Source organism: Kitasatospora sp. NPDC056181, from assembly GCF_042266225.1.
Lineage (GTDB): Bacteria > Actinomycetota > Actinomycetes > Streptomycetales > Streptomycetaceae > Kitasatospora.
Genome location: NZ_JBHJUK010000043.1, coordinates 37,733 through 60,236 on the forward strand (window position 1 = coordinate 37,733; position 22,504 = coordinate 60,236).

Annotated in this window: 22 protein-coding genes and 2 pseudogenes; 2 read left to right on the forward strand and 22 right to left on the reverse strand. The window is 75.4% G+C overall.

Features of this window, described 5'->3' with window-relative positions:
* Nucleotides 1–12 precede the first annotated feature (12 nt).
* The 10 genes from ACFC1F_RS18330 to ACFC1F_RS18375 all read right to left on the reverse strand — a co-directional run bounded on the left by ACFC1F_RS18330 (nt 13) and on the right by ACFC1F_RS18375 (nt 8,322).
* Nucleotides 13–192, reverse strand: coding sequence for a thiazolylpeptide-type bacteriocin (locus ACFC1F_RS18330; protein ID WP_148643629.1), 180 nt, complete (start codon nt 190–192; stop codon nt 13–15).
* Between the two features lie 190 nt (nt 193–382).
* Nucleotides 383–553 carry a thiazolylpeptide-type bacteriocin gene (locus ACFC1F_RS18335; RefSeq protein WP_148643630.1) on the reverse strand — a complete coding sequence of 57 codons (171 nt, stop codon included), beginning with the start codon at nt 551–553 and terminating at the stop codon, nt 383–385.
* Between the two features lie 40 nt (nt 554–593).
* Nucleotides 594–764, reverse strand: a complete 171-nt coding sequence (locus ACFC1F_RS18340) for a thiazolylpeptide-type bacteriocin (protein ID WP_148643630.1) — start codon at nt 762–764, stop codon at nt 594–596.
* A gap of 40 nt (nt 765–804) precedes the next feature.
* Complete coding sequence (locus ACFC1F_RS18345; RefSeq protein WP_148643631.1) at nt 805–975, reverse strand: thiazolylpeptide-type bacteriocin; 171 nt, start codon at nt 973–975, stop codon at nt 805–807.
* 243 nt (nt 976–1,218) lie between these two features.
* Nucleotides 1,219–1,692, reverse strand: coding sequence for a hypothetical protein (locus ACFC1F_RS18350; protein ID WP_376159451.1), 474 nt, complete (start codon nt 1,690–1,692; stop codon nt 1,219–1,221).
* Nucleotides 1,689–2,672, reverse strand: a complete 984-nt coding sequence (locus ACFC1F_RS18355) for a thiopeptide-type bacteriocin biosynthesis protein (RefSeq protein WP_376159453.1) — start codon at nt 2,670–2,672, stop codon at nt 1,689–1,691. Before ACFC1F_RS18355 ends, ACFC1F_RS18350 begins: the two co-directional genes overlap by 4 nt.
* Nucleotides 2,669–4,291, reverse strand: coding sequence for a hypothetical protein (locus ACFC1F_RS18360; RefSeq protein WP_376159455.1), 1,623 nt, complete (start codon nt 4,289–4,291; stop codon nt 2,669–2,671). Before ACFC1F_RS18360 ends, ACFC1F_RS18355 begins: the two co-directional genes overlap by 4 nt.
* A gap of 11 nt (nt 4,292–4,302) precedes the next feature.
* Entirely contained in the window at nt 4,303–6,186 is a 1,884-nt protein-coding gene (locus ACFC1F_RS18365; RefSeq protein WP_376159456.1) for a YcaO-like family protein, read from the reverse strand.
* Nucleotides 6,174–7,958: a hypothetical protein gene (locus ACFC1F_RS18370; RefSeq protein ID WP_376159458.1), complete on the reverse strand. Its 1,785-nt coding sequence runs from the start codon at nt 7,956–7,958 to the stop codon at nt 6,174–6,176. The genes ACFC1F_RS18365 and ACFC1F_RS18370 overlap by 13 nt, the downstream gene beginning before the upstream one ends.
* 136 nt (nt 7,959–8,094) lie before the next feature.
* Complete coding sequence (locus ACFC1F_RS18375; protein WP_376159460.1) at nt 8,095–8,322, reverse strand: hypothetical protein; 228 nt, start codon at nt 8,320–8,322, stop codon at nt 8,095–8,097.
* 199 nt (nt 8,323–8,521) lie between these two features.
* Between ACFC1F_RS18375 and ACFC1F_RS18380 the strand changes: the two genes are divergently transcribed.
* Nucleotides 8,522–9,553 (forward strand): LuxR C-terminal-related transcriptional regulator, encoded by a 1,032-nt coding sequence (locus ACFC1F_RS18380; RefSeq protein ID WP_376159462.1) that lies wholly within the window; start codon nt 8,522–8,524, stop codon nt 9,551–9,553.
* Between the two features lie 144 nt (nt 9,554–9,697).
* On the opposite strand, the gene ACFC1F_RS18385 is transcribed toward ACFC1F_RS18380, so the two are convergent.
* The 9 genes from ACFC1F_RS18385 to ACFC1F_RS18425 all read right to left on the reverse strand — a co-directional run bounded on the left by ACFC1F_RS18385 (nt 9,698) and on the right by ACFC1F_RS18425 (nt 19,830).
* The gene (locus ACFC1F_RS18385) at nt 9,698–10,519 is read right to left on the reverse strand and encodes an integrase (RefSeq protein WP_209413606.1); all 822 of its coding nucleotides are present in this window, start codon (nt 10,517–10,519) and stop codon (nt 9,698–9,700) included.
* Between the two features lie 388 nt (nt 10,520–10,907).
* Nucleotides 10,908–11,534 carry a TIGR03086 family metal-binding protein gene (locus tag ACFC1F_RS18390; RefSeq protein ID WP_376159464.1) on the reverse strand — a complete coding sequence of 209 codons (627 nt, stop codon included), beginning with the start codon at nt 11,532–11,534 and terminating at the stop codon, nt 10,908–10,910.
* Complete coding sequence (locus ACFC1F_RS18395) at nt 11,531–12,433, reverse strand: alpha/beta hydrolase (RefSeq protein WP_376159466.1); 903 nt, start codon at nt 12,431–12,433, stop codon at nt 11,531–11,533. Before ACFC1F_RS18395 ends, ACFC1F_RS18390 begins: the two co-directional genes overlap by 4 nt.
* A 129-nt stretch (nt 12,434–12,562) precedes the next feature.
* Nucleotides 12,563–13,252 (reverse strand): TetR/AcrR family transcriptional regulator, encoded by a 690-nt coding sequence (locus ACFC1F_RS18400; RefSeq protein ID WP_376159468.1) that lies wholly within the window; start codon nt 13,250–13,252, stop codon nt 12,563–12,565.
* 118 nt (nt 13,253–13,370) lie between these two features.
* Nucleotides 13,371–15,902 (reverse strand): ABC transporter permease, encoded by a 2,532-nt coding sequence (locus ACFC1F_RS18405; protein WP_376159470.1) that lies wholly within the window; start codon nt 15,900–15,902, stop codon nt 13,371–13,373.
* Nucleotides 15,903–16,061: 159 nt separating this feature from the next.
* Complete coding sequence (locus ACFC1F_RS18410; protein WP_376159472.1) at nt 16,062–17,396, reverse strand: amidase; 1,335 nt, start codon at nt 17,394–17,396, stop codon at nt 16,062–16,064.
* A 50-nt stretch (nt 17,397–17,446) separates the two neighbouring features.
* The gene (locus ACFC1F_RS18415) at nt 17,447–17,686 is read right to left on the reverse strand and encodes a hypothetical protein (RefSeq protein WP_148643645.1); all 240 of its coding nucleotides are present in this window, start codon (nt 17,684–17,686) and stop codon (nt 17,447–17,449) included.
* Between the two features lie 78 nt (nt 17,687–17,764).
* Complete coding sequence (gene alc, locus ACFC1F_RS18420) at nt 17,765–18,853, reverse strand: allantoicase (RefSeq protein ID WP_376159474.1); 1,089 nt, start codon at nt 18,851–18,853, stop codon at nt 17,765–17,767.
* 59 nt (nt 18,854–18,912) lie between these two features.
* Nucleotides 18,913–19,830 (reverse strand): LysR family transcriptional regulator, encoded by a 918-nt coding sequence (locus ACFC1F_RS18425; protein ID WP_376159480.1) that lies wholly within the window; start codon nt 19,828–19,830, stop codon nt 18,913–18,915.
* A 161-nt stretch (nt 19,831–19,991) separates the two neighbouring features.
* On the opposite strand from ACFC1F_RS18425, the gene ACFC1F_RS18430 reads away from it, so the two are divergent.
* On the forward strand, nt 19,992–20,948 hold the full coding sequence (locus ACFC1F_RS18430; protein WP_376159476.1) for an LAETG motif-containing sortase-dependent surface protein: 957 nt from the start codon (nt 19,992–19,994) through the stop codon (nt 20,946–20,948).
* Between the two features lie 494 nt (nt 20,949–21,442).
* Here the strand turns inward: ACFC1F_RS18430 and ACFC1F_RS18435 are convergent, their stop codons facing one another.
* The 3 genes and pseudogenes from ACFC1F_RS18435 to ACFC1F_RS18445 all read right to left on the reverse strand — a co-directional run.
* Entirely contained in the window at nt 21,443–21,874 is a 432-nt protein-coding gene (locus ACFC1F_RS18435; protein WP_376159478.1) for an NUDIX domain-containing protein, read from the reverse strand.
* A gap of 42 nt (nt 21,875–21,916) precedes the next feature.
* Nucleotides 21,917–22,216, reverse strand: a pseudogene (locus tag ACFC1F_RS18440) (SDR family oxidoreductase).
* 13 nt (nt 22,217–22,229) lie between these two features.
* Nucleotides 22,230–22,504 (reverse strand): annotated as a pseudogene (locus ACFC1F_RS18445) (ATP-binding protein); the annotation flags it as partial.

Here is a 22,504-nt window from a genome sequence, read left to right on the forward strand (position 1 = left end):
GACGGTCCGGGGTCAGCAGCAGCAGGTGGCGGAGGAGGACGAGGAGCAGCAGAACCAGCCGCCCCAGTTGGAGGCGCCCATCTCGGGCAGGGCGATCGCGTCGCCCAGTTCCAGTACGGACAGCTCCTCGATCTCCAGCTCGGTGGGATCGGCCGGCGATTCGGTACGTCCGGCCCGGTGGTGCTCGGTCATGGCTCCTCGCGATGGTTCGGCGACTGGGGTGGGGTGGGGTCCGGGGCGGCTCGGGGCTGCCCGGGATGGTGCGGGTGGTGCGGGGTGGTGCGGGGCCCCGCGGGTGCCCGGTGGTCCGGAACACCCGCGGGACGATGCCTGGCGCGCCGCTCCGCGGTCGCGGCCGCGCGCCGGTGTGCGTACCGCTCGATCAGCAGCAGCAGGTGGAGGAGGAGGACGAGCAGCACATGGTGCCGCCGCTGGAGGCACCCATCTCCGGCAGGGCGGCGGCGTCGCCGACCTCCAGCACCGACAGCTCCTCGACGTCAACCGCCGGAACCTCGGCCGACTCGACCTGCGGGGTGTTGATGGACTCGCTCATGATTGGAACTCCGTTTCTCAGTGCGCTTGTTGAAGCTGAATCAGCAGCAGCAGGTGGACGAGGAGGACGAGCAGCACATGGTGCCGCCGCTGGAGGCACCCATCTCCGGAAGGGCGGCGGCGTCGCCGACCTCCAGCACCGACAGCTCCTCGACGTCAACCGCCGGAACCTCGGCCGACTCGACCTGCGGGGTGTTGATGGACTCGCTCATGATTGGAACTCCGTTTCTCAGTGCGCTTGTTGAAGCTGAATCAGCAGCAGCAGGTGGACGAGGAGGACGAGCAGCACATGGTGCCGCCGCTGGAGGCACCCATCTCCGGAAGGGCGGCGGCGTCGCCGACCTCCAGCACCGACAGCTCCTCGACGTCAACCGCCGGAACCTCGGCCGACTCGACCTGCGGGGTGTTCACGGACTCGCTCATCTGTGGATCTCCTGGGATGTCATCGGTTCGTTCCGGGAGCGGGCCCGTTCGGGCCGCGTTCCGGACTCCGCGCGGCGGACGCCGGCGGAGCTGGGCCGGCCCGGAAAGGGCCGGCGCTCACCCCTGACGGGGGAGGTCTGTGGGGGGATCAACCGATCCCGGGGAATGGGCCGCACGGGCGGCCGGCCGTTCGGCCGGCCCGCGGCGGGGCGCCCGGTCGGGCCGGGCGGGCGCCTGAACCGGCTACGCGGGCGCCTGGTCGGACAGTTCGGCGACCAGCAGGACGCCGGTGTCCAGGCCGTCCAACTGCGCGGCCATGTCGAGCAGTTCCTGATCCTGCACCCGCGGCCAGCGCACCGCGAAGCCGTGGGCGGCCGCGGCGTGCGCCAGACCGCAGCGCAGCCCGTCCAGCACCGCCGGGTCGGTCCGCGGCTCACCGGCGAGCGCGCACCAGAAGGATCCGTCCGGCCCTGCGGCCGGCGTGCCGAGGGCGGCCTCGAAGGCCTCGGCGAAGGCGTGACCGTGGTACGCCCGGCCACCGAGCGGGAGGAGGACCCGGCCGTAGCGGCCCGCCGTCCGCTCCAGTGCGAACCAGCGGCCCTCCGCCAGCGACGGCCCGACCCGCTCGGCGAGCTCCGGCAGCAGCGTGGCGCAGGCGCGCTCGTACCCGCCCGGCGGGACGGCCGTCGTCCCGGCCGCCGTCGCGGTGACGGTCACGCCGCGGCCGCCGTACGGTGGCCCGCCCAGAGCTCGATCAGCACGCTGAGCAGGAAGACCTCCTGCTCGGGGCCGAAGCCCAGCCGGTTGAGCGTCATGTGCAGGTGCGAGGCGAGGATCTCCGGCGGGCTGGAGCTCAGCGTCCCGGCCCGGGCGGCGTCCCGCCAGACGTCCATGGCGGTGCCCAGCCGCTCCGCCCACCGGTCGGCGGCCCGGCCGGCACCGGGCAGGGCGCCCGGCCCGCCCGGGAAGCGTTCGGCGAGCAGTCCCGCGGAGCGCAGCGACGCCTCGCGGGCGGCGAGCGGGTTCATGCCCGGGTGCTCGGCCCGCCCGGCCCAGGTCAGCCAGGAGGTGCGCAGTCCGCGCAGGAACCGCTCCTGGGAGACCTGGTCCGGGTCGGCCGCGCGGACCGCCGCCGCGATCGCGAGCAGGGCGAAGGAGACCCGGCCGTTCCAGCTCGGACGGGTCCGCAGAACGGCCGTCACCAGTTCGCTGCTGTCGCCGAACAGCGACTCGCTGAGCCCCAGCAGGGCCGGTCCGCCGTAGCGGTCGGTCTCCGGGGTGTACGGCTCGCGGTGCACCCCGCCCGGCCGCAGCTCGGCCAGCGGCAACGCCTCGAAGCCGTCCGCGCCGCCCTCGCCGGCCTTGGCGATCGGGCCGGTGCTCCGGTGGTACTGCTCGGTGCTCATCCGCTCGCCGTCCGGGATGCCGGCGTTGACCGGGGCCAGCCGTTCGGCGAGCGCCGCCGTGACGCCGGGCTCGGCCGACTCGTCCAGACCGGCGAGCCGCAGCCGCAGGTGCGGCCCGTGCTGCCAGTACCGGATGAAGAACCAGCCGGTGATCGCACCGTCGGCCCGCAGCTCGCGCACCACCGGCTCGACCACGTCCAGCAGGACGGTGTCCACCAGCGCCGGTACGGCGGAGTCGAGGTGGAGGTGCCAGCAGCTCCAGCGGGGGCTGCCGCCCGGGGTGGCGGTCATGACCGCAGGTCCAGCATCGGCTCGCGGAACCGGCCGGTGCCGCAGACCACCTGGAAGACGGCGGTCTGGTCGCGGTCCAGCTCCAGCGTGCGGGCGATCCGCACCTCGTCGAAGGCGCGGGCCGGCCGGGCGTACATGCCGTACGCCGCTGCTCCGAGCACCAGGCCCTGTGCCGACCAGCCGCACACGTACTGCAGCAGCTTCCACGCGCTGGGCCCGAACTCGGCGAACAGCGCGCGCAGGTCGGCGGTGAAGGTCCAGACGAAGGTGGCGTGCCGCACCGAGCAGTCGTTGCCGCCGCTCAGCGGGTACCCGAACTGGGAGTCCAGCGCGGCGTGCACGCCGGGCCGGGCGAGGTGCCCGGTGAGCCGGTTGTCCTCGACGCGGTGGATGCCGTCCGGCAGCCCCTCGACGTCCTGGGCGCAGAGGGTGAGCCGGACGTGTCCGGCGACGGCGGCGAGCAGCGGGGACGGCGGCGGCGCGCAGGCCAGCGCCAGGCTGTCGGCGACGGCCGCGTACGGCTGGGGCGCCCGGACGCCGGAGAAGCCTCCGATCCCCTCGGGGGTGCGCCCGGCCGTACGGTTCCAGAGCACCTCGGCCCAGCTCAGGCCGTTGCCCTCGACCGGGTACGGACCGGTGCCGGTGGCCTCGGCCGCCGGGGCGGGCGCTCCGGACGGCCGGGTCATCCGGTCGATCCGCAGCACCCGGTCCAGTGCCGGGTCCCCGGTGGGCGCCGGCCGGTCGGTGCCGGGGCGCCAGCGCGGGGTCGCGCCGTCCAGCCGGACCGCGACCGGGTAGGCCCAGCCCTCGGCGGGCCGGATGCCGATCCGCTCGGCCAGGCCCTCGGGCTCGGGGGTCGGCAGTTCCAGCTCCGCCCGGACCCCGAACAGCTGGGCCGCGAGGTACAGGCTGCGCAGGTTGTGACCGATTTCGAGGTCCACCAGCGGGCCGCGCAGCAGCGCGTACTGCGGTGGCAGGTCGGTGTGCCGCCCGGCCAGCACCACGGTGGCGCCCTGCTCGCCGTCGGCGGCGGGGGCGCCCTCGACGTCCAGGAGCGCGTGGCGCTGGACGTCCAGGTAGCGGGTGGCGCCGTCCTGCAGCAGGTAGGGGCGGACCGGGAACTTGCTGCGGACCGACGGCACGACGCGGTGGTCGTTGAAGGAGTTCGACGGCTCCCGGCGCTGCAGGCCGAACGCGGTGACCAGCAGGTGGTCCAGGGTCTGCGCACCGGCTGCCGGCCCGTCCGCCGGCCCGAGGCCGGTGGGGAAGGGGGTGCGGCGCAGCAGCCGGGACGTTCCGAGGGCGAGCGGGCGGCCGGCGTCGGGGCGGACCGCTGCGGGGAGCTGCCCGCTGGTGGTGCCGATCGAGGGGTCGATCTGCGGGCCCGGGGCGACGAAGGCCTTGCCGGCGCCCTGTTCGAAGGCGAAGCGGCGCAGTTCCCGCAGCTCGTCGGCGGTGCCGTGCGGGGCCTCGGTACGCCGCGCCTCGGCGGTGCCGTGCGGGGCCTCGGGACGCCGCGCCTCGGCGGTGCCGTGCGGGGCCTCGGTGCCGTGCGGGGCTGTGGTGCGGCGCGCTTCGGCGGTGCCGGGCAGAGCGCCGCGTTCGAGTGTCAGGCTCATCGGTCCTCCTCTCACGGGAACGGGTGGGGGTCGAGCGGAAGGTCGTCGTCGGTGACCGGGCGGCCGTCGACCAGGAGGCCGTCGGTCAGCCTGGTGAGGCCGAGCAACCGCTGGTTGGCGTGGCCGAAGGTCATCGGCAGCGTGCCGGGGACGATCACCTTGGCGGCGGCCAGTCCCAGGTCCCGGTGGTCCCGGGTGGACTGGTCGACGACGATCGCGGTGTCCATTCCGGCATCGGCGTACAGGCCGAGCACGGTCTCCAGCGAGGCCCGTACGTCGGGCCGCGCGCCGGCCGCCGGACGCAGGGCGTCGGGCCAGCCGGGGAAGGCCTCGTCCAGCCGGACGACCGGCCCGCCCAGCACCTCGGTGACGCGGGGCAGCAGCTCGGGCCGCTTGTAGAGCTGGTAGTGGTCGTCGAGCACGCGCACCTCGAACGGGTCGGCGATCATCCGCTCCACCGCCGCCGGGTCGAACGGCACCCGCTCGTGGACCAGTTGCGCCAGTTCCCACAGGCCGGCCTCGACCGCGGCCTCCGGGTCCGGGTGGGTGCCGGCCGCGGAGTAGCTGGCGGGGAACAGCCCGTCCCGGTGGACGGCCAGCACCCACACCGAGGGCAGCGGGACGTCCTGGCTCGCCGCCAGCAGGTGCACGTCGTAGCCGCGTGAGCGGATCAGGCCGATCAGCTCCCGGCTGCGCTCCCGGCGCACCGACGCGGGGTCGATGGCCGGCAGCGGGCGCCGCCGGTGCCAGGCGAGCAGGAACGCGTCGCGCTCGGTGACCTCGAAGAGGGCGTGCAGCGCCGCCTCCTCCAGGCTCGCGCCGAGCGCGCAGCCGCTGGAGGACTCCAGGAAGTGGATCTTCCGGTCGCCCTCCCGCTGCAGCTTGTACTGGTAGAAGCCGACCTCGGCCGGGACCAGCACCGGCTCGCCGGTGGGGATGCGGTGGCCCCAGACCCAGTCGGTCGGGTTCTGCGGCGCGTACGGCAGCACCCGGCAGTAGGGGTGGGCGAGCTGTCGGGCGGTGTGCCCGCCCAGCGTGGCCGGGTCCAGCGCGGGCAGGTCGATGCCCTGGTAGGCCAGGTCCCTGACGACCCGTCCCGTGCCGTACGGGAAGCCGCCGATCCGCTCGTACATCTCCAGGATGGCGACGGGATCGCTCTCCCGGTAGGTGGCGCCGCGGCCGTGGCCCGCGCCGACCGGTCCGCCCGGCATCACGGCGTTGCTCATCGCGAACGGGGCCTGGGTCTCCCGCTGCACCCCGATGAAGGGGCCGAAGCGGGCGTCGACGGTCCGCCGGTGCAGCTCGTCGGCGGGCATCGGCAGGCCGGGGCGCTCGCGCAGCGGCAGCTGCTGCGGCGACGGGCGGTCGGCGAGGACCAGGGGTTCCGGCGTCCGGACGGGCGGCGCGGCGGTGCGGTCGTGCGGCATGCCCGCGTCCCCGCAGACCGGGCAGGCGTGGTACCGGGCGATCGGGTGCCGGCGCAGTCCGCCCGGACGGACGGACAGCAACTCACCCGGGGCCAGGGGCGTTCCGGCGGCCAGTGCGGCCCGGGCCAGCAGCGGGAGCAGCGGCGACGCACCGGTGCCGGAGCGCCGGGCACCCCACTCGCGGACGATCGGGTGGCCGTGGGCGATCGGTGCGGCGAGCCGCTCCCGCGCCTCGGCGCAGCCCGCGCAGGAGGGCGCGGGCGCGGCCGGGTCCCACAGCGGGCCGATCTGCACCTCGTCCGGGAGGACCCGGACGGAGAGCAGCGGCACCCCGGCCTCGCGGGCCGCCGTCCAGGCGGCGCGCTCAGCCTCGGTGTCCCAGCCCTCGTTCAGACTGAGGCGGGCACCGTGCAGCTCGGCGAACTCCGCCCAGGGAGCGGACGGTTCGGCGATCGTCAGGACAGCCATACCGGCCCCCAGCACAGCTTCTGCTCCCCGGCCAGCGGGTCGGCGACGACACGGACCCCGAGCGGACGCACCCCGTGCGCGTGGCAGTAGGCCTCGATGTCCCCGGCCAGCGCGTTCAGCGCCGGCTCGGTGATCAGGTCGATCAGTTCGGTTCCGGGCGCCGGGTCGACGGTGCCGGGGTGACCGGCCTGTCCGGCCCGGCGGGCGCCGTGGGCCGCGGCCAGCGCCAGCCCGGCGGCCCGGTCGGTGCTGTCGCCCCAGGCGGAGCCCAGCACCGCGCCGGTACGGGCGTCGGCCACGGTGACGGTGCACCAGGGGCCGGCGAGTCCGGCCGGGCGGCCGAGCGTGAGCACGACCGGCTGGTCCTCGTACTCCTCCAGGGTGCGCCAGAACCGCAGGGTGTCGTGGTCGGTGATGTCGTCCCAGCCCAGGACGGTGGCCGGAGCCGCGGCCGAGCGGGCCAGGATCCGCAGGACACCGTCCAGCAGCCAGCGCGCCTCGGTGGTCCCGGCGGCCGACACCGAGCGCTCCAGGAGACGGATCCCGGGCGGGTACGGCACGGCGGCCAGGACGCGCAGCCCGGCGAGGATCGCCTGGACCGCGGCGGAGCCGTGGTCGATGCCGCGGCGGACGAGGGGCGCGCCGAAGTCGGGGGTGAGGCCTTCGAGGACGGCCAGGGCGGACGGCAGCTGCGGCAGGTCGTCGGGGGCGATCCACCGGAACGGGCCGGTCCAGGGTGCGAACAGCGGCAGCGAGTCGGTGAGCACCTCCTCGGTCACGACCGGCGCGAGCCCCGACGGGTCGGCGTCACCGAGGCTGCGGATGCCGCTCCACTCGGCCTGGCCCGTCCCGGCCAGCACGGCCTCGTCGGTCTCCAGTGCGGGGCCGTGCACCACCGAGACGGAGCTCTCCGGCGTGCCGAGGCCGACGTGCTGGAAGGCCCGGTGGGCGGCGAGCGCACCGGCCATGATGGCGCCGGTGGGCGACGGTACGGTCCGCGCCTGGTCGCCCTGCCGGATCACCGCGCGCTCGACCAGCCTGCCGTGCAGACCGGGCGCCTCGCCCGCCGTCCGCAGCGGGCCGACGACCTGGGGACCACCGGCCCGCGACGCGTCCGCGGTGGTCACCGGGACGATCGCGGCACCGGGCGCGAGCTCGGCGGTCGCGTCGGCCGACGGCGCGGCGTCCACGACCACCGCCACGCAGGCACCGGACAGCAGTCCGGCGGCCTCGGCGGCGGAGGCGGGCAGCACGACGCGGTCGAGCTCCGGGTCGAGCAGCAGCAGCTCGGACGGGTCCGGGGCGCTCCCGTCCGTACCGGCCAGGACGACGCTGCCGAAGCCGGCCGCGGACAGGCCGCGGGCCGCCGACTCGGCGGCGGGTCCCCGGCCGAGGACGACCGCCCGGCCCTCGCGCACCCGGCGGAAGGCGGTGTACGGGTCGTCGCTGCGGGTCTCCAGGTAGGCGAGCGAGTCGCCGTAGGCGGCGCGCTCGTCCGGCCCGGGCTCCGGGGTGTCCAGCCGGTCGAGGTCGAACAGCAGCTCGCGCAGGAGGAGCTGGCCGGCCACCCAGCGCACGACACCGCGGGTCTTCTCGGCGCCGGCCGCCGCGACCAGTTCGTCCTCGGTGGCCCCGCGGTCCAGCAGCGGGGTCAGCCGGTCGACCAGCTGGAACAGGCTCGCCGGGCCGGCCAGCAGGAACGCCCCCTTGGCGGCGGAGACGTACACGCCCTTGCTGACCGGTGCGTAGTGCACGCCGGGGCGGGATCGCACGCCGCGGAGCGGCAGCGGAGAAGGTGCGGCAGACATGGGTCCTCGATCGCGGGTCGGATCAGGCGGATCAGGCCGGTTCAGGTCGGGTCAGGTCGGGTGGGGCGCGGCCGGGCCGGGCTCCGGCGGGGCTCCGCGGTCACTCCCAGCGGAGGTCGCCGCTGCCGCCGTCCTTGCCCGGCTTGTGGGCGACCGGCTTCGGGACGAGGTGCAGCGGGTCGGTGTCCGCCCCGGCCGCCCGCACGGTGATGGTGGCGGCAGCGGCGGCGGTGGCCGTGGCGGTGGTGGTGGCGGCGGACGCCGGGCCGGCCATGACGGCGGTGGCGAGAGCGGTCAGAACGAAGCAGGAAGCAAGGCGCTTGCCCATGGTGTTTTCCCCCGTTGTGTCGATCGCCGGATCACGGCGTCGTACGTTCCCTCGGGCCCCTCCGCCGTTTCCGGCCGGGAGCCGCACCTGCTTTCCGGTGCAGCTCCACATTGGCCCGCCGATCGGGGGGATCTCCACCTGGCGCCCCTGTCATAAAGTTGCAGCGCAGTGAAATCACTATGATCAAACGGGGGCAATCATGGTCTTTCCGGACATCCTTCCATCACTTTCAGGCCGTCTCGACGAGACCGCGGCGAGGGTGTTCACCTGGGCCGTCAGGCACGGCCGGCTGGACGAACGGGCGGCCGGCGAGCTCGGCCTGACCCCCGACCAGCTGGAACGGGCGACCGACGACCTCTCCGCGCTCCACCTGCTGCGACCCGCCCCCGACGGCTCCTCGGCGCTGATCGCCACCAACCCCGAGCTCGCCGCCGCGGAACTGATCGGCCCCATCAACGCCGCCCTGCAGGCAAGCCAGCAGCAGGCCGCCCAGGTGCGGACCGAACTGCTCGGGCTGGTGCCCTTCTATTACGAGATGCGGCGCGAGCGCAGCAGCGCCGAGGCGATCGACGTGATGGAGAACCCCGACGACGTCCGCGCCATGTTCCAGGAGCTGGCCGCGAACTGCCGCACCGAGGTGTTCAGCGCCCACCCGGGCATCGGCTCCACCGAGGGCATGACGGACGCGCTCGCCCGCAACCTCGAACTGCTCGAACGCGGCGTGCGGATGCGGGCGCTGTACCAGCACACCGTCCGCGTCAACCCGGCCATGCAGAGCTACGCCAGTCAACTCACCGCCTCCGGCTGCGAGTTGCGGACCGACAACGAGATCGTCGACCGGGTCGTCATCGTGGACCGCGAGGTGGCGTTCATCCCCCGGACGGGGATCGGCGCGCCCGCCGGCGCCGTCATGGTGCGCGAGCCCGCCCTCGTCGACTACATCTACCGTTCGCTGGAACAGTGCTGGGGCCGGGCCATGCCGTTCGACCAGGAGGAGACCCGCAGCGTGGTCGCGGGCTACGGCGAGGCCGGTGCGGCGATCAAGCGCTCCATCGCCCGGATGCTGGCCGAGGGCAGCACCGACGAACAGGCCGCCCGGCGCCTGGGCATGTCCGTCCGCACCTGCCGCCGGCACATCGCCGAGCTCATGGACAGCCTGGGCGCGGACAGCCGCTTCCAGGCCGGCGTCCTCGCCGAACGGGCGGGCGTCGTCACCGCGTCGGCCGCCTGAGCGGACCGCCGTCCGCCGCCAGGGGCCGCCGCACCGGCCCCCGGCCCGCCCCGGACCGGGCCGCCGCACCGGCCCGGCTCGCGCGGCCGGCCGGCCCGGACCGACGGCCGGGGCTCCCGGCCGTGACCAGGGCCACGGACCCCGTCACAGCAGCGCGTAGAGGGCCGAGGCGTCGTCGTGCGCCTTGCCGCGCGGCCAGCGCTCGCAGGCGGTGTCCGTCCGCTCGACCGCCCGCACCTGGGCGATCAGCTCGCCCGGGCCCGACTCGGCGAGCAGCCGCAGCGCGTCGGCCCAGCTGCCCAGGCCGAAGCGCTCGGTGTAGCGCGAGGCGCCGTCGGTCAGCGCGGCCACCGCGTGCAGCCGCTCCGCGTCGACGAAGCCGGTCTCGGCGTACCGGGCCGCCTTCGGGCTGGCCGCCGCGATCCACGGGCCGTTGCCGGTGTTCCGGGCGGCGCGGACGGCCAGCGCGTACTCCAGGTGCAGCGCGGCGCGCTCGGCCGAGCCGGGCACCGTCGACCAGACCTGCCGGCGCAGCTCCTCGCCGCCGGGGAAGCGCTGGTTGTCGCCGATGACCTTCGGCGGTCCGTCCTTGAACTGGAGGACCAGCAGTGAGTCACCGAGCACCAGGTACTCCAGCGCGGCGCCGTGCCGGCGGGCCGCCACCACCATGGCGGCCGGCGTGTTGGGGTGTCCCAGGTCGCAGCGGCCGCCGTGCAGCGCGGCCGTCTCCGCGATGGCGTCGGCCAGGCACTCCCCGATCGACCGGTCCGCGCGGTCGGTGAGTCTGGCCAGCAGGTGCACCCCCAACCGCCGGACGTACCAGGGGGTGCCGTGGCGGCACCCGGACTCCAGGCCGGTCGGCGAGCTCGAACCGTCGAGCAGTACGAGCGCCTCCGGCGAGGCCGCCGCGAAGTCCTCGCTCTCGCGGTCCGGCCGCCGTGCTTCCCCTGCGAGCTGTACCTGCATCCCGACAGTGTGGGGCCGGGCGGGGCGCAGGCCCAGACCCGTGCACGCGGCGCGCGGGTCCGTCCCGGTGGCAGTGGGGGTAATTCGGCCATACCGTCGGATACCGAGTGGACAATTCGGCCAATCAGGGCCTGCCGGGTTTGGGACCTCCTTCGAGGGGCCGGGCCCTCCGGGGCTGACGGGCCGCCCCGGACCGTCGAGGAGCGAGAAATGGTCTGGCAGTTCTTCGTCCTACTGGCCGCCTCGATCGGCTTCCCGATCGCCGCACTGCTCTACCTGATCGGCGGACCGCGCTTCCCCGACGAGGAGCCCGACGGTCGCTGAGCCCGGCCCCGGCCGGCCCCGGCCCGTCGCCGGACTCCCGCCCCCCGGGGGTCCGGCGACTCCCCTACCGGACGGGCGGGGCCCAGCCGGGGTCGCGGCCGAGGAGCGCCAGCACGCGGTCGAACGGCCCCGCCCCGGGGGGCCGCTGAAGGGGCTCCCGGAAGGCGGCCCCCGGCGCCCGGTCCTCGGGCGCGGCCGGCACCAGCACGGCCACCGAGAGCAGGGCGGACGCGAGCCACTCGTCGGCGTCCACCGCCTCGGCGACCTCCTTCGGCGTGCCCAGGGCGGCCGCGACGTCCCAGGCGTGCACCAGGGTGTCCAGCAGGTGGAAGCCGACGGCCTGGCGCAGCGGGAAGGCGGCGCCGTCGCGGATCTCCGGCAGCCAGAGTCCGCGCCCGGCCCGCGGCGCGGCGTGCGCCTCGGCGAAGGCCGCCGTCAGCTCCCCGGCCGAGAGGCGGAACGCGCCCGCCGGATCGCCGTCGACCGGGACGTCCCGCCAGAGCGCCGGGTCGGGCCCGGCGCCCCGGGCGGCCGCGGCGAAGCCCCGGTGCTGGCCGACCACGTGTTCCAGCAGCCGGCGGAGCGTCCAGCCGGCGCAGGGAGTCGGCAGCACCAGCTGCTCGGGCTGGACGGTGGCCACCACCTTTCCGGCCAACTCCAGCGACCTGGTGTGCAGTTCGAGCAGGATCATGCCGCGCCGACCTCCCGTCCGGCCGCCTGCGCGGTCTTCCCGCCGGCGGGGGAACCGGCCGCCAGGAAGCCGACGGCGTTGTCCAGGACGGTGGGCTCGGTGAGGATCCGGCGGTGGCCGAGGCCCCGGGTGACGATCAGGTCGAGCCGGTCCCCGTACGCGTCCTTGAGCCGGTGGGCGTGGCCGAGGGGGACCACGTCGTCGTCCTCGTCGTGCGCGACGAGGATCGGCAGGCCGAGCTCCTCGGGTCTGCGGGCGGCGTCGAAGTACGCGCCGACGTCGGCGACGCCGGGGAACATCTCGTGGTTCATCAGCCACCGCAGCCGCCGCTCGACCACGGTGTTCAGCCCGGCCCGCGCGCAGAAGGCGGCCGGCATGAAGGAGACCTCGGCGACCCCGGCGACGGCGACCAGCCGCCCGGCCCGCAGGCCGCCGCGCAGGGCGAGGAAGGCGGCGTTGACGCCGAGCGAGTGCGCGACCAGCGCCTCGAAGTCGCCGTGGCGCTCCTGGAGCCGGACGGCGATGTCACGGTGGTCGAGCACGGTGGCGGTGCGGCCGCCGGAGTCCCCGTGGCCGGGGGCGTCGTAGGCGACCGGGCTCAGTCCGAGCGCCCGGAGCCGGGGGACGAAGTCAGCGAACCGCGAGGCGCGGGACTGCCACCCGTGCATCAGCAGGACGGGCCGGGTGCCGTCGCCCCAGCGATAGACCACCACGCGCTCGCCGTGGTGGGACAGCTCCTCGGTGACGGCGCTGCGGTGGACCTCGCGCTCGTGGGTGCGCACCCGGCCGCGCCGGACGGGGTGGCGGAACAGCCGGAACGCGGCCCGGCCGGCCAGGCCGGGGGCGATCAGCGAGGTGGCGTTGAGGGTGGTGCGGATCAGTGTGACGGCCGGGTCCATCGGGTCTCCCTGTCGGTGCTGACGGGTCTGCCTGGGTGCGGGGGGCCGAACTCGGGGAGATATTAGCACGACCGTTCGTGCAGTTTTATGGACGCGAACCTGCGCCTCCTCCGCCCGGCGCAGCGGGCGTCAGGCCAGCTCGGGGGCCCCCGGGTCGGTCGCCTCGGCCCGCAACAGGCGCAGCACCGCACGCCCGGCCCGGTCGTACGGGGTCTCCTCGTCGAACAGCAGCGCCTGCGAGTTGGCCGTCTCCATCACCGCGACCAGCGCGAAGACGAGGTCCTCCAGGTCGGCGTCGGCCCGCAGCCCGCCCGTCGCCCTGGCCTGCGCCAGCGTGTCGAGCAGCAGCCCGTGCCACTCCCGGGCACAGCCGGCCAGCGCGTCGCGCAGCGGGCCGGGGCGGGCGTCGAACTCGGCGGTCACCTCGAAGAAGAAGCAGCCGCCCTCGAAGACCCGGACCCGCGAGTACGCGAGCCAGCTCTCGCAGAGCGCCCGGACCCGGCCGAGGCCCGGGGCCACGCCCTGCACGGGGGTCACCACCGCGTCCGAGAAGATCCGCCGGGCGGCCCGGACGGTCGCCAGCTGGAGCTCCTCCTTGGAGCCGAAGCCGGCGAACACCCCGCTCTTGCTCAGCCCGAGGTCGGTGGCCAGCCGGCCGATCGACAGCGCGTCCAGGCCTTCGACGGAGGCGATCTCGACGGCCCGCGACAGCACCGCCCGGCGGGTCTCCTCGCCGCGCACGACCCGCCCGTCGGCACGTCCGTCGGCACGGACGGCCGTGCGTCCCTCGGTGCGTCCGTCCTTGACCGAACCGCTCACGGTCCACCTCAGCTGTCCGTCGTGGCGGGAGCGCCGCCGGGCGGCCCACAGTCGTGGGCCGCCCGGTGCGCCTGCGTCCAGCCAGGGTATAGCGGTCGCCGCTCGCACCCGCCCGGCGTCACCCGGCCGGGACGGCGAGGGCGGGTGCCCGCAGGGCCTGCCTCGCCGGCAGGGTGGTGGCGGCCAGGGCCAGCACCGCGGCCAGCGCGAGCACCCCGGCGTACCCGGTCCAGCCCCAGGCCACCCCGGCCGCGCCCGTCATGCCGAGGCTGAAGGCGGTGAGCACCGCGAAGGCGATCGCCGAGCCGACGGTGACGCCGGTGACCACCACCGCGGCCGACTCCAACCGCAGCATTCCGAGGACCTGGCGGCGGGTGGTGCCGGTCAGCCGGAGCAGGGCGAACTCCCGGCGGCGGTCGGCGGTGGCCATGGCCAGGGTGTTCACGACCGAGATCGCGGTGAAGCCGAGCACCAGGGCCATCCCGAGGTAGTTGGCCTCCGCGCCGTTCTGCCGGGCCTCGGCCGCGATCTCCCCGGCCTGCGCCCGGTCGAGCACCCGCACCCCGGGGAAGCCGGCCACCGCAGCGGTCAGCCGCTCCCGGGTGACCCGGCCGTCACCGGCCACCAGGACGGCCGACGCGAGCGGGTTGTCGACGTGCCGGGCGAGCAGCGCGTGCGAGAGCGTGAGGTCGCCGAAGCCGAGGCCGCGGGCGTAGACGGCCCGGACGGTCAGGGTGGCGGGGGTGCCGTCGCCGAGGACCAGCCGGACGGTGGAGCCGGGGCGGACCCCGAGGACGCCGGCCGCCGTCGCGCTGACCGCGAGGTCGCCGTCGCCGAAGCCCGCCAGCGTGCCCGCCGTGACGTCCGGGTCCCAGCTCGCCGCCAGTCCCCCGGTGGTCACGCCCTGCACGGTGTACTTCTCCAGGTCGATCCGGGCCGAGCTGCGGAGCACCTCGGTCGCCGCGGTGACGCCGGGCAGCTCCCGGACGGCCTGCGCCGCCCGGCCGGGCACCCCCGGCGCGCTCGCGGCCAGCGTCCACGGGGCCCGGACGCCGTCCTCGGCCTGCCGGGCGGCCGCGCCCCCGAGGGTGGACTCGGTGAACAGCACCGTGCAGACCATCGCGGTCAGCAGGGCCAGCGGCGCGGCGGCGGCGCCGAGCCGGCGGGACTCGGCCCGCAGGTTGGCGGCGGCCAGGTGGCCGCTCACCGGGAAGATCCGCAGCACCCCGCCGAGGACGGCGGACGCGCCCCGGGCCAGCACCGGGCCGAGCAGCGAGACCGCGACGGCCAGCACCACCACGGCGGCGAAGGTCACCGGGGTGGCCGCCTTCTCGGTGTCCAGCGCGGCGAGGACGGCGACCAGGACGATGCCGCCGGCCAGCACCACCACGCCCGCCACCGCCCGCGCCCACCCGGCGCCCGGCACCTCGACCGCGGCCTCGGACAGCGCCTGGCCGGGGCGGATCCGGGACGTCCGGCGGGCCGAGATCCGGGCCGCGGCCCAGCCGGCCAGCACGGTCGCGGGCACCGCGGCGAACAACGGGAAGACGCTGAGCGTGTGGTGCAGGGTCTCCGGCACCGCGCCGAGGCCGACGAAGCCGTCGTACAGCCACCCGCCGGCCGGCAGCCCGGCCAGCGAGCCGAGCAGGCCGGCGGCCAGACCCAGCAGCAGCGCCTCGCCGCCGATCATCTTCCGCACCTGCCCGGGCGTCGCCGCCACCGCACGGAGCAGGGCGATCTCCCGGCCCCGCTGCTGGATCATCAGGGCGAAGGTCCCGCTGACCACGAGGACGGCCACCAGCAGCGCGGTGCCGCCGATCGCGGCGCCCATGCTGACCAGCTTCACCCGGGCACCGGCGGCGTCCGGGAACTCCGCCTGCCCGCGGTCGGCGCCGCGGTGGACGACGGCGTTGCCGCCGGCCAGCGCCGGGGCGAGGTCACGGGCGAGCTTCGCCGGGTCGGTGCCGGGCGTCGGCAGGACGGCGATCGCGGCCACCCGGCCGGGCCGGTCGGCCAGCCTCCCGGCCTCGGCCGGACTGAAGAACAGCGCGCTCTGCGCGGTCAGTTCGACGCCCCGGGCGGCGGCGACGCCGGAGATCCGGTAGGCGGCCGGAGTCTGCGTGGAGCGGACGGTCAGCCGGTCGCCGACGTGCAGTCCGGCCCGTGCGGCGAGGCCCGCGTCGACCACCAGCTCGTCGTCGGCGCCCGGCGCCCGGCCCTCGGTGAGGGTGAACGGGGTCAGCTCGGCGGAGGCCCACGAGTGCCCGTACGCGGGGAGCCGGTCGGCGGCCACCGGCTGGGCGGGGAAGGTGAGTTCGGGGACGACCGCGCGAACGCCCGGCACGGCGGCGATCCGGTCGGCCAGCGCGGCGGGCAGCCAGGCCCGCTCGGCGAGCGGCTTGGCCTTCTCCTTGGTCTTGGTCTTCCCGTTGCCCTTGTCCTTGACGACGGTCTGGTGCACCTGCTGGTCGCCTGCCACCACGAGGGGGGCGCCCGCGTACCGCTCGGTGCGGATCTCGCCGCGCAGGCCGGTCTCCAGCAGGGTGCCGCAGGCGGTGACGGTCAGGGCCGCGAAGAACAACGCGCAGAAGGCGCCGACGAAGCTCGACCGGCGGGCGTTCAGGCTCTGGAGTGCGTAGGAGAGCAGCATCAGGCCCGCACCCCCGGGCGCATCGGGGCGCGGCCCGCCCGGCGGGAACGGCACTGCGGACTGGGGTGACGGGGCGGCTTCGGCATGGCCCCACCCTCCCGCGCGGCAGGGCGCGGACGCAGTGCGGCGGTCCGGCGGATCCGGGCGGGGGTTAACCCCCTACTCGCCCCGGCGGCGCGCCCCCAACTCCGCTTCCAGCACGGCCGACTGCGCCAGCAGCCGCTCGTCGGCGCCGGCCGGGGCGACCACCTGGAGGCCCAGCGGCAGGCCGTCCGCCGCCGGTCCGGCCGGCAGGGTGAGCGCCGGCAGACCGGCGAAGCTCCACGGCAGCGACATCGCCGCGTCACCGGTGGTCCCCAGCCCGGCCGGGGCCGGCCCGGTCGCCGCGGGCGTCAGGACGAGGTCCGCCCCCGAGGCCGCCCAGTCCTCGGCGAGCAGGCCGCACAGGTGCTCACGGGCGTGCAGCGCCGCCTCGTAGTCCTCCGGCTGGACGGCCTGGCCGTGCCGGATCCCGGCCGCCGTCTCCGCCCGGTAGAGGCCGCCGAAGCGGACGAACCAGTCGGCGTGGGTACGGGCCAGCTCGAAGCGGTTGATCGTCCGCAGCAGGCCCAGCAGCTCCGCGAGGTCGGCCGGCAGCTCGATCCGACGGACCGTCAGCCCCGCTGCGGCCAGGTGCTCCAGCTGCTCCTCGAAGGCCTTCCGCGCCTGCGGACCGGCCTGCTCCAGAAAGGGCCCGGCCGGCACGCCGAGGACGGGTGGCGCGGCGGCCCCGGCCGCCCGCGCCTCCTCGGCGCGCCAGTCGTCGCAGAGCAGCGGCGCCGCCAGCGCGGCGCCCGCGAGGTCCGCGGTGAACAGGCCCGGGGTGTCGAAGGTCGGCGAGTGCGGGATCACCCCGTCCATCGGGATCCGCCCGTGCGTCGGACGGAAGCCCACCACCCCGCAGTAGGCGGCGGGCCGGATCACCGAGCCGCCGGTCTGGGTCCCGATCGCCAGCGGCACCAGCCCCGCCGCGACCGCCGCCGCCGACCCGCTGCTGGAACCGCCCGGGGTGTGTCCGGGGTGGTGCGGGTTGCGGGTCGGGCCGGGGGCGGTGCCCGCGAACTCGGCGGTCACCGTCTTGCCCGCGACCAGCGCGCCCGCCGCCCGCAGCCGGTCCACGACGGCGCCCTGCGGCCCGGCCAGCACACCGGGCGGCAGGGCGGAGCCGGCGTGCGTCGGCAGGCCGTCCACGTGCACGATGTCCTTGATCCCGACCGCCACCCCGTACAGCGGCGGCGCGGCGGCCGGGTCGGGGTGGCGCGCGGCCAGCGCGCGCGCCTCGGCGTGCAGCCGCCCGGGCCGCCCGGGCTCGGGCACGAAGGCGTGGAGCAGCGGGTCCACCTGCTCGATCCGGGTGCAGAGCCGGTCGACGTGGACGGCCAGCCCGGGATCGCCGGCCCGCAGACCGGCCGCCTCGCGGACCAACGACCGTGGCCGGACCAGGGATTCATCCATGCCGACCACAGTAGACCCGCCCGCGGGTACCGGCGCCGACCGTCGCACGCCTACGGGTTCCCCTGGTGCTCGCTCCCCAGGTAGGGCGTTTCGCGCAGGTAGTACGCCCCGCAGGTGTGGCAGCAGAGTTCGGGCGTCTTGCCCCAGTCCACCGGCTCCCGCATCGGCGCACCCTCATCGAGGTCCCGGCCGCACATGGCGACGGCGTCGGAGCCGCGGACCATGTGCCAGAGCCTCACCCCGGCGGCCGGGCCGCCGTCGCCGTACTCGGCGCGCATCTGGTGCATCATCTCCCCATCGTCCGGCGGCCGTCCGGCACCGGCAACCGGGGAGGGCGCCAGGACCGCGACTGGACGGCGGCGGCGGGCTCAGACCAGGCTGCCGTGCAGCCGCAGCCGGGCGATGCCGCCGTCCGGGAAGACGTCGAGCCGGACGTGGGTGGCCGGCCGCGGGGCGTCCAGCACCAGGCGGTGGACGGCGTCGGGCTGGAGCCTGGTGCGCGGAACCAGCTCGAACCACTCCTGCGGGTCCGCCGCCTGCTCGTCCCGTCCGTGGAGCGCGGCCCAGCCGGCCGCGTTGCCCACGTAGTAGCCGGTGTCGATCTCCACGGCGCGGATCGCACCCCGCCCGGCCAGCCGGAGCCGGACCCAGTCGTGGCCGTCGTCCCGGCGCCGGCGGTTCTCCCAACCATCGCCCATGGCGCGGGACTTGCCGGGCAGAGCCAGGTTGGACGGGGGCGAGAAGAAGCGGTCCGAGGCGTCCTCGACGGCGCCGCCGTGCTCGATCGCGGCCAGGTCGAAGGTGCCGAGCGCGGCCAGCCAGGCGGTGTCCGGCCTGGCCTCGCCGTGCACCCGCAGCCGGGCGATGCCGCCGTCGGGGTACTGACTGAGCCGCAGGTGCGTGAAGCGGCGGCCGTCCTCGACGGTGAAGCCGTTGGCCGCGTGGCCGCGCACCGGCGAGCGGGGCACCAGCGGGTGCCAGACGACGGAGTCGGCGAGCAGCTCCTCCGGGCCCGGGGTGCCCGGGAGTTCGGTGCCTTCGAGGCCGATCTGCTGCGGGTGGTTGCCGCGGAAGTGCGCGGTGTCCACGATCACGCCCCGGACGACTCCCGGCACGCCCAGGCGGATCAGCGCCCAGTCGTGGTCGTCGGCGGTCGGGTGCGGGCGGTCGGTGCCGGCGCCGCGGCGGCGGCGGGTCTCCCAACCGTCCATGATCTGGCCCTTGTTGCCGAAGGTGTGCGGGCGGAACTCGGCGGGCTCGGGCAGCAGCAGGTTCTCCCGCTCGGCGAACAGCTCGTCGTTGGCGGCGATCACGGCGCCGCCGAGCCGGCGGTCGGCCAGGTCGGTCAGCGCGGTGAAGGCGAAGTCGCCGGAGCGGTAGTCGGCGTACGGGTTACCGCCCCCGTAGGGCAGGGCGTCGGCGTCGGGAAGGGTCCTGGGAGCGTTGTCGGTGGCCATGCGTCCACCATGAACCCGGGGCACTGATCAGGTCCATCACAAAGAACTGAGCAAACCGTTCACTCCGACTGAACGGTCTGCACGGTCCCCGCCACCTCGGCCAACGCCGCCAGCACCCGGCGCAGCGGCGGCGTGCCCTCCGTCCCGGCCCGCACCGCCGCGACCACCCGGCGGGTCGGCAGGTCGGCCGGCAGTGCCCGGACCACCGCGCCGCCACCGCGGCCCGCCGAGGCCAGCCGGGGCACCAGCGCCACCCCGAGGCCCGCCGCGACCATCGCCAGGATCGCCGTCCAGTCCGCCGCGGTGTGCGCCCGCTCCGGCACGAACCCGGCGTCCGCGCAGGCCGCCAGCGTGATCTCCCGCCAGGGCCCGGCGGCGCCGTAGATCCACGGCTCGTCGGCGAGGTCCGCCAGCCGCAGCCCCGGCACGCCGGCCAGCGGGTGGCCAGGCGGCAGCGCCACGTCCAGCGGGTCGCTGAGCAGCGCCGACTCCACGAACCGCGGGTCGCCGCCGGCCGGCTGCACCGCGAGCGACAACGCCAGGTCGACGTCGCCCGCCGCCAGCAGCCCGTACGCCCCGGCCGCCTCCGCCTCCACCACCCGCACCGCCAGCCGCGGCGCGGCGTCGCGCAGCCGGGCGATCGCCGGCACGAGCAGCCCGCCGATCGCGGTGGCGAACGCGCCCACCCGGACCTCGCCCGCCTCGCCGTGCAGGTACCCCGCCAGCTCCGCCTCGGCCCGCTCCAGCTGACCGAAGACCAGCTCCGCATGGCGCAGCACCAGCCGGGCCGCGCTGGTCAGCCGCACCCGCCGCCCGTACGGCTCCAGCATCGGCGCGCCCAGCTGCTTCGCCAGCGCCGACACCTGCTGCGAGACCGCCGACGGCGAGAGGCAGAGCCGCTCGGCCGCCGCCGTCACCGTCCCGCACTCACCGACCGCCCGCAGCACCCGCAGCCGCCGCAGATCCCATTCGCCCACCGCACCCATCGCGCCAGCGTAGATCCGCTCCGGTCACCCCGGTCGGGAGCCGGTCGGCACCTCCTCGATAGGGTGCCGCCCCTGCGCACTTGGCGGTGATCACAACCAGGCGCCAAGTCGTGCAGACAGAGACAGAATTCACCCTATTGGGGGCAAAGATCGTGCGCTCTTCCCGCCTACTGGCCGCGTCCACGCTGCTCGCGCTCTCGCTCGGCGCGACGGTCGGCACGGCCACCGCCGGCGCCGTCGCCGTCTCGCCGAGCCCGACCGCCACCAGCTCGGCCACGCCCACCCCGTCGGCCACCCCGTCGGCCTCCGCCACGGCGACCGGCTCGCCGAGCGCCTCGGCGCCGGGCACCCCGTCGGCCTCCGCCACGGCGAAGCCCACCGTCCGGCCGACCAGCCCCGTGCCGACACCCACCACCGCCAACCGCTGCCACGGCGGCGTCTACCAGAGCTCGCTCCTCAAGGTCACCGGCACCGGCCTGTACGGCACCACCCTGGTGAAGGGCGGCCCCGCCGCCGAGATCAGTGTGACCTGGGAGAACAACAGCGGCGTCGATCTGCCCGCCGTCCACAACTCCCTCTACGTCACCGACGAATTCGACGGGGACCGCCCGGTCCAGTGGAGCACCGGGTTCTTCGACGTCCAGCTGAACACCGGCTCCGGCTGGAAGCCCGCGCAACTCGACGACCGCGCCCTGCGGGTGCCCGACTTCAAGCTGGCCAAGGGCGAGAAGCACACCGTCCAGGTCCGGATAGCCGCCACCGCCAAGGCCCCGGCCGGGAAGTACGGAGCCAACTACGACTCCGGCTCGGACGCGTTCGACAACGACAAGGTCCCCACCCCGGCCAACAACAAGCCGGACGCCTGCACCCAGTTCTACGGCTACTACGAGGGCGAGTTCAAGGTCGCCGAGGCCGGTGCCGCCACCACCCCCGCCCCGGCCACCAGTGCCGCCAAGGCCTCCACCAGCCCGGCAGCCGGCCCGCAGCTGGCCCAGACCGGCTCCAGCTCCAACACCCTCCCGATCGCCCTCGGCGGCGCAGCCGTGCTCGCCGCGGGCGTCGGCACCCTGCTCGTCCTGCGCCGCCGCAAGGCCGGCTCGCACAGCTGACCCCGGTCGGCAGCGGAAGAAGGGGTACGGGCGCGCCGCCCGTACCCCTTCGGCGTTCCCGCGTTCAGCAGGCCCTCAGGAGGGCGTCGTCCTGCCACTTGAGGATCTTTTGGTCCCCGCAAGCCCGTGACCTGCGGGTTCGATCAGAAAGGTGCCGCTGACCAGGCGAAACCACCTTCAGTGGCTCGCACTGGTCAGCGGCACTTTGGGCCCTCATGTGCCCCAGACGCGCCCCGCGATGGCCGGGGAGACCAGCCGGTTCAGTAGGGGACAGCGATGATCAATCGGATCCCGGGGTGGTGGTAGCACCGCCGGGTCGCCTATTTTCGGTTGGACCACGAAACGCACCACGTCACCCCCCACGCCAAGGTCCTTTTGCCGCAGCGGTCTTGATCACATCAAGGACTGTCGTTTCTTGGCGGAGCCGTGTGCGGTGGCCGTCGCGAGTTGCGCGCGAATGTCGGGTGGCCGAGCCGACCCGGCCGCCTTTGCGGTCAGCGGGCGGCGAGGAGTTCCCCTCGCTCGACGGCGTCGCGCAGGACGGCCGCGAAGTCCTGGGGCAGGAGATTGAGCGCATCGAGGGCGTCGGCAGCCAGGGGGATCTCTTCGAGGATGTACTCGCCCCGGCCTTCCTGGCTGAACTCGGGGCCGGTGCGGTCCTCGAAGCTCCACTTCTCGATGGTGGCGAGGTAGAAGTCCTCGTGGTCGGTGGCGGTTTCGATCGTGTGGAGGTGGCTGACGATCTGGGCCTCGCCAGCGATCTCCTCGCGGACCTCGCGCAGCAGGGCCTCCTCGGGGCCGGCGTCGGTCGGTTCGATCTTGCCACCGACGATCACCCAGTACGGGTCGATGCCGGGGCGGATGCGCTTGATCAGCAGCATGGTGTCGTTCGGGGTGAGGAGGACGGCGCGGACGCGGTGCTGCATGGTGATCTCTTCCTTCTCCGTGGTCTCGGCGTGCGGGGCGGGTCAGTGGAGGAGCCAGCCGCCGTCGACGTGCAACGACCGGCCGGTGATGAAGGACGCGCTGGGGCCGGCGAGGAAGGCGACTGCGGCGGCGACGTCCTCGGGGCGGCCCCGGCGCTGGACGCACTGGCGGCGGATCTGGTCCTCGGGTCAGGCACGGTGGTGGGCGGGCAGCTCGTTCTCCGCCTCGACCTGGATGGCCCCGGGTACGACAGTGTTCCCGCAGATCCCGGCCGGTCCAAGTTCCCTGGCCGGCGACCTGGTGGGGCCGAGGAGTCCGGCTTTGGCGGTGCTGTAGGCCAAGCCCGCAGCAGCGCTACGAGGCCGCCCTCAGGAGGGCGTCGTCCTGCCACTTGAGGATCTTGTCGAAGCTGACGATCGCGCCGCGGAGCGGGTGGTTGCGGAGCTGGACGTGGTCGGTGAGGGCGTGGATCAGGAAGAGGCCGCGGCCCGACTCGGCGGTGAGCTCGGGGAGGGTGTCGAGGTCCACCGGGCGCAGGGTGGGGGCCGGCGGGCGGGGCGGGAGGACGTGGGTGTCGTAGGGACGGCCCTCCCGGCGGGGGCGGTGGGCGGTGAGGACCGGCCCGGGGA

Excerpts from the sequence above, each read along its gene's own strand:
- ACFC1F_RS18335 (WP_148643630.1), bottom strand. The coding sequence starts at position 553 with ATGAGCGAGTCCATCAACACCCCGCAGGTCGAGTCGGCCGAGGTTCCG.
- ACFC1F_RS18360 (WP_376159455.1), bottom strand. The coding sequence starts at position 4,291 with ATGAGCCTGACACTCGAACGCGGCGCTCTGCCCGGCACCGCCGAAGCG.
- ACFC1F_RS18355 (WP_376159453.1), bottom strand. The coding sequence starts at position 2,672 with ATGACCGCCACCCCGGGCGGCAGCCCCCGCTGGAGCTGCTGGCACCTC.
- ACFC1F_RS18415 (WP_148643645.1), bottom strand. The coding sequence starts at position 17,686 with ATGATGCACCAGATGCGCGCCGAGTACGGCGACGGCGGCCCGGCCGCC.
- ACFC1F_RS18330 (WP_148643629.1), bottom strand. The coding sequence starts at position 192 with ATGACCGAGCACCACCGGGCCGGACGTACCGAATCGCCGGCCGATCCC.
- alc (WP_376159474.1), bottom strand. The coding sequence starts at position 18,853 with ATGGCCACCGACAACGCTCCCAGGACCCTTCCCGACGCCGACGCCCTG.
- ACFC1F_RS18340 (WP_148643630.1), bottom strand. The coding sequence starts at position 764 with ATGAGCGAGTCCATCAACACCCCGCAGGTCGAGTCGGCCGAGGTTCCG.
- ACFC1F_RS18390 (WP_376159464.1), bottom strand. The coding sequence starts at position 11,534 with ATGATCCTGCTCGAACTGCACACCAGGTCGCTGGAGTTGGCCGGAAAG.
- ACFC1F_RS18395 (WP_376159466.1), bottom strand. The coding sequence starts at position 12,433 with ATGGACCCGGCCGTCACACTGATCCGCACCACCCTCAACGCCACCTCG.
- ACFC1F_RS18385 (WP_209413606.1), bottom strand. The coding sequence starts at position 10,519 with ATGCAGGTACAGCTCGCAGGGGAAGCACGGCGGCCGGACCGCGAGAGC.
- ACFC1F_RS18375 (WP_376159460.1), bottom strand. The coding sequence starts at position 8,322 with ATGGGCAAGCGCCTTGCTTCCTGCTTCGTTCTGACCGCTCTCGCCACC.
- ACFC1F_RS18435 (WP_376159478.1), bottom strand. The coding sequence starts at position 21,874 with ATGCAGCACCGCGTCCGCGCCGTCCTCCTCACCCCGAACGACACCATG.
- ACFC1F_RS18405 (WP_376159470.1), bottom strand. The coding sequence starts at position 15,902 with ATGCTGCTCTCCTACGCACTCCAGAGCCTGAACGCCCGCCGGTCGAGC.
- ACFC1F_RS18345 (WP_148643631.1), bottom strand. The coding sequence starts at position 975 with ATGAGCGAGTCCGTGAACACCCCGCAGGTCGAGTCGGCCGAGGTTCCG.
- ACFC1F_RS18410 (WP_376159472.1), bottom strand. The coding sequence starts at position 17,396 with ATGGATGAATCCCTGGTCCGGCCACGGTCGTTGGTCCGCGAGGCGGCC.
- ACFC1F_RS18380 (WP_376159462.1), top strand. The coding sequence starts at position 8,522 with ATGGTCTTTCCGGACATCCTTCCATCACTTTCAGGCCGTCTCGACGAG.
- ACFC1F_RS18365 (WP_376159456.1), bottom strand. The coding sequence starts at position 6,186 with ATGGCTGTCCTGACGATCGCCGAACCGTCCGCTCCCTGGGCGGAGTTC.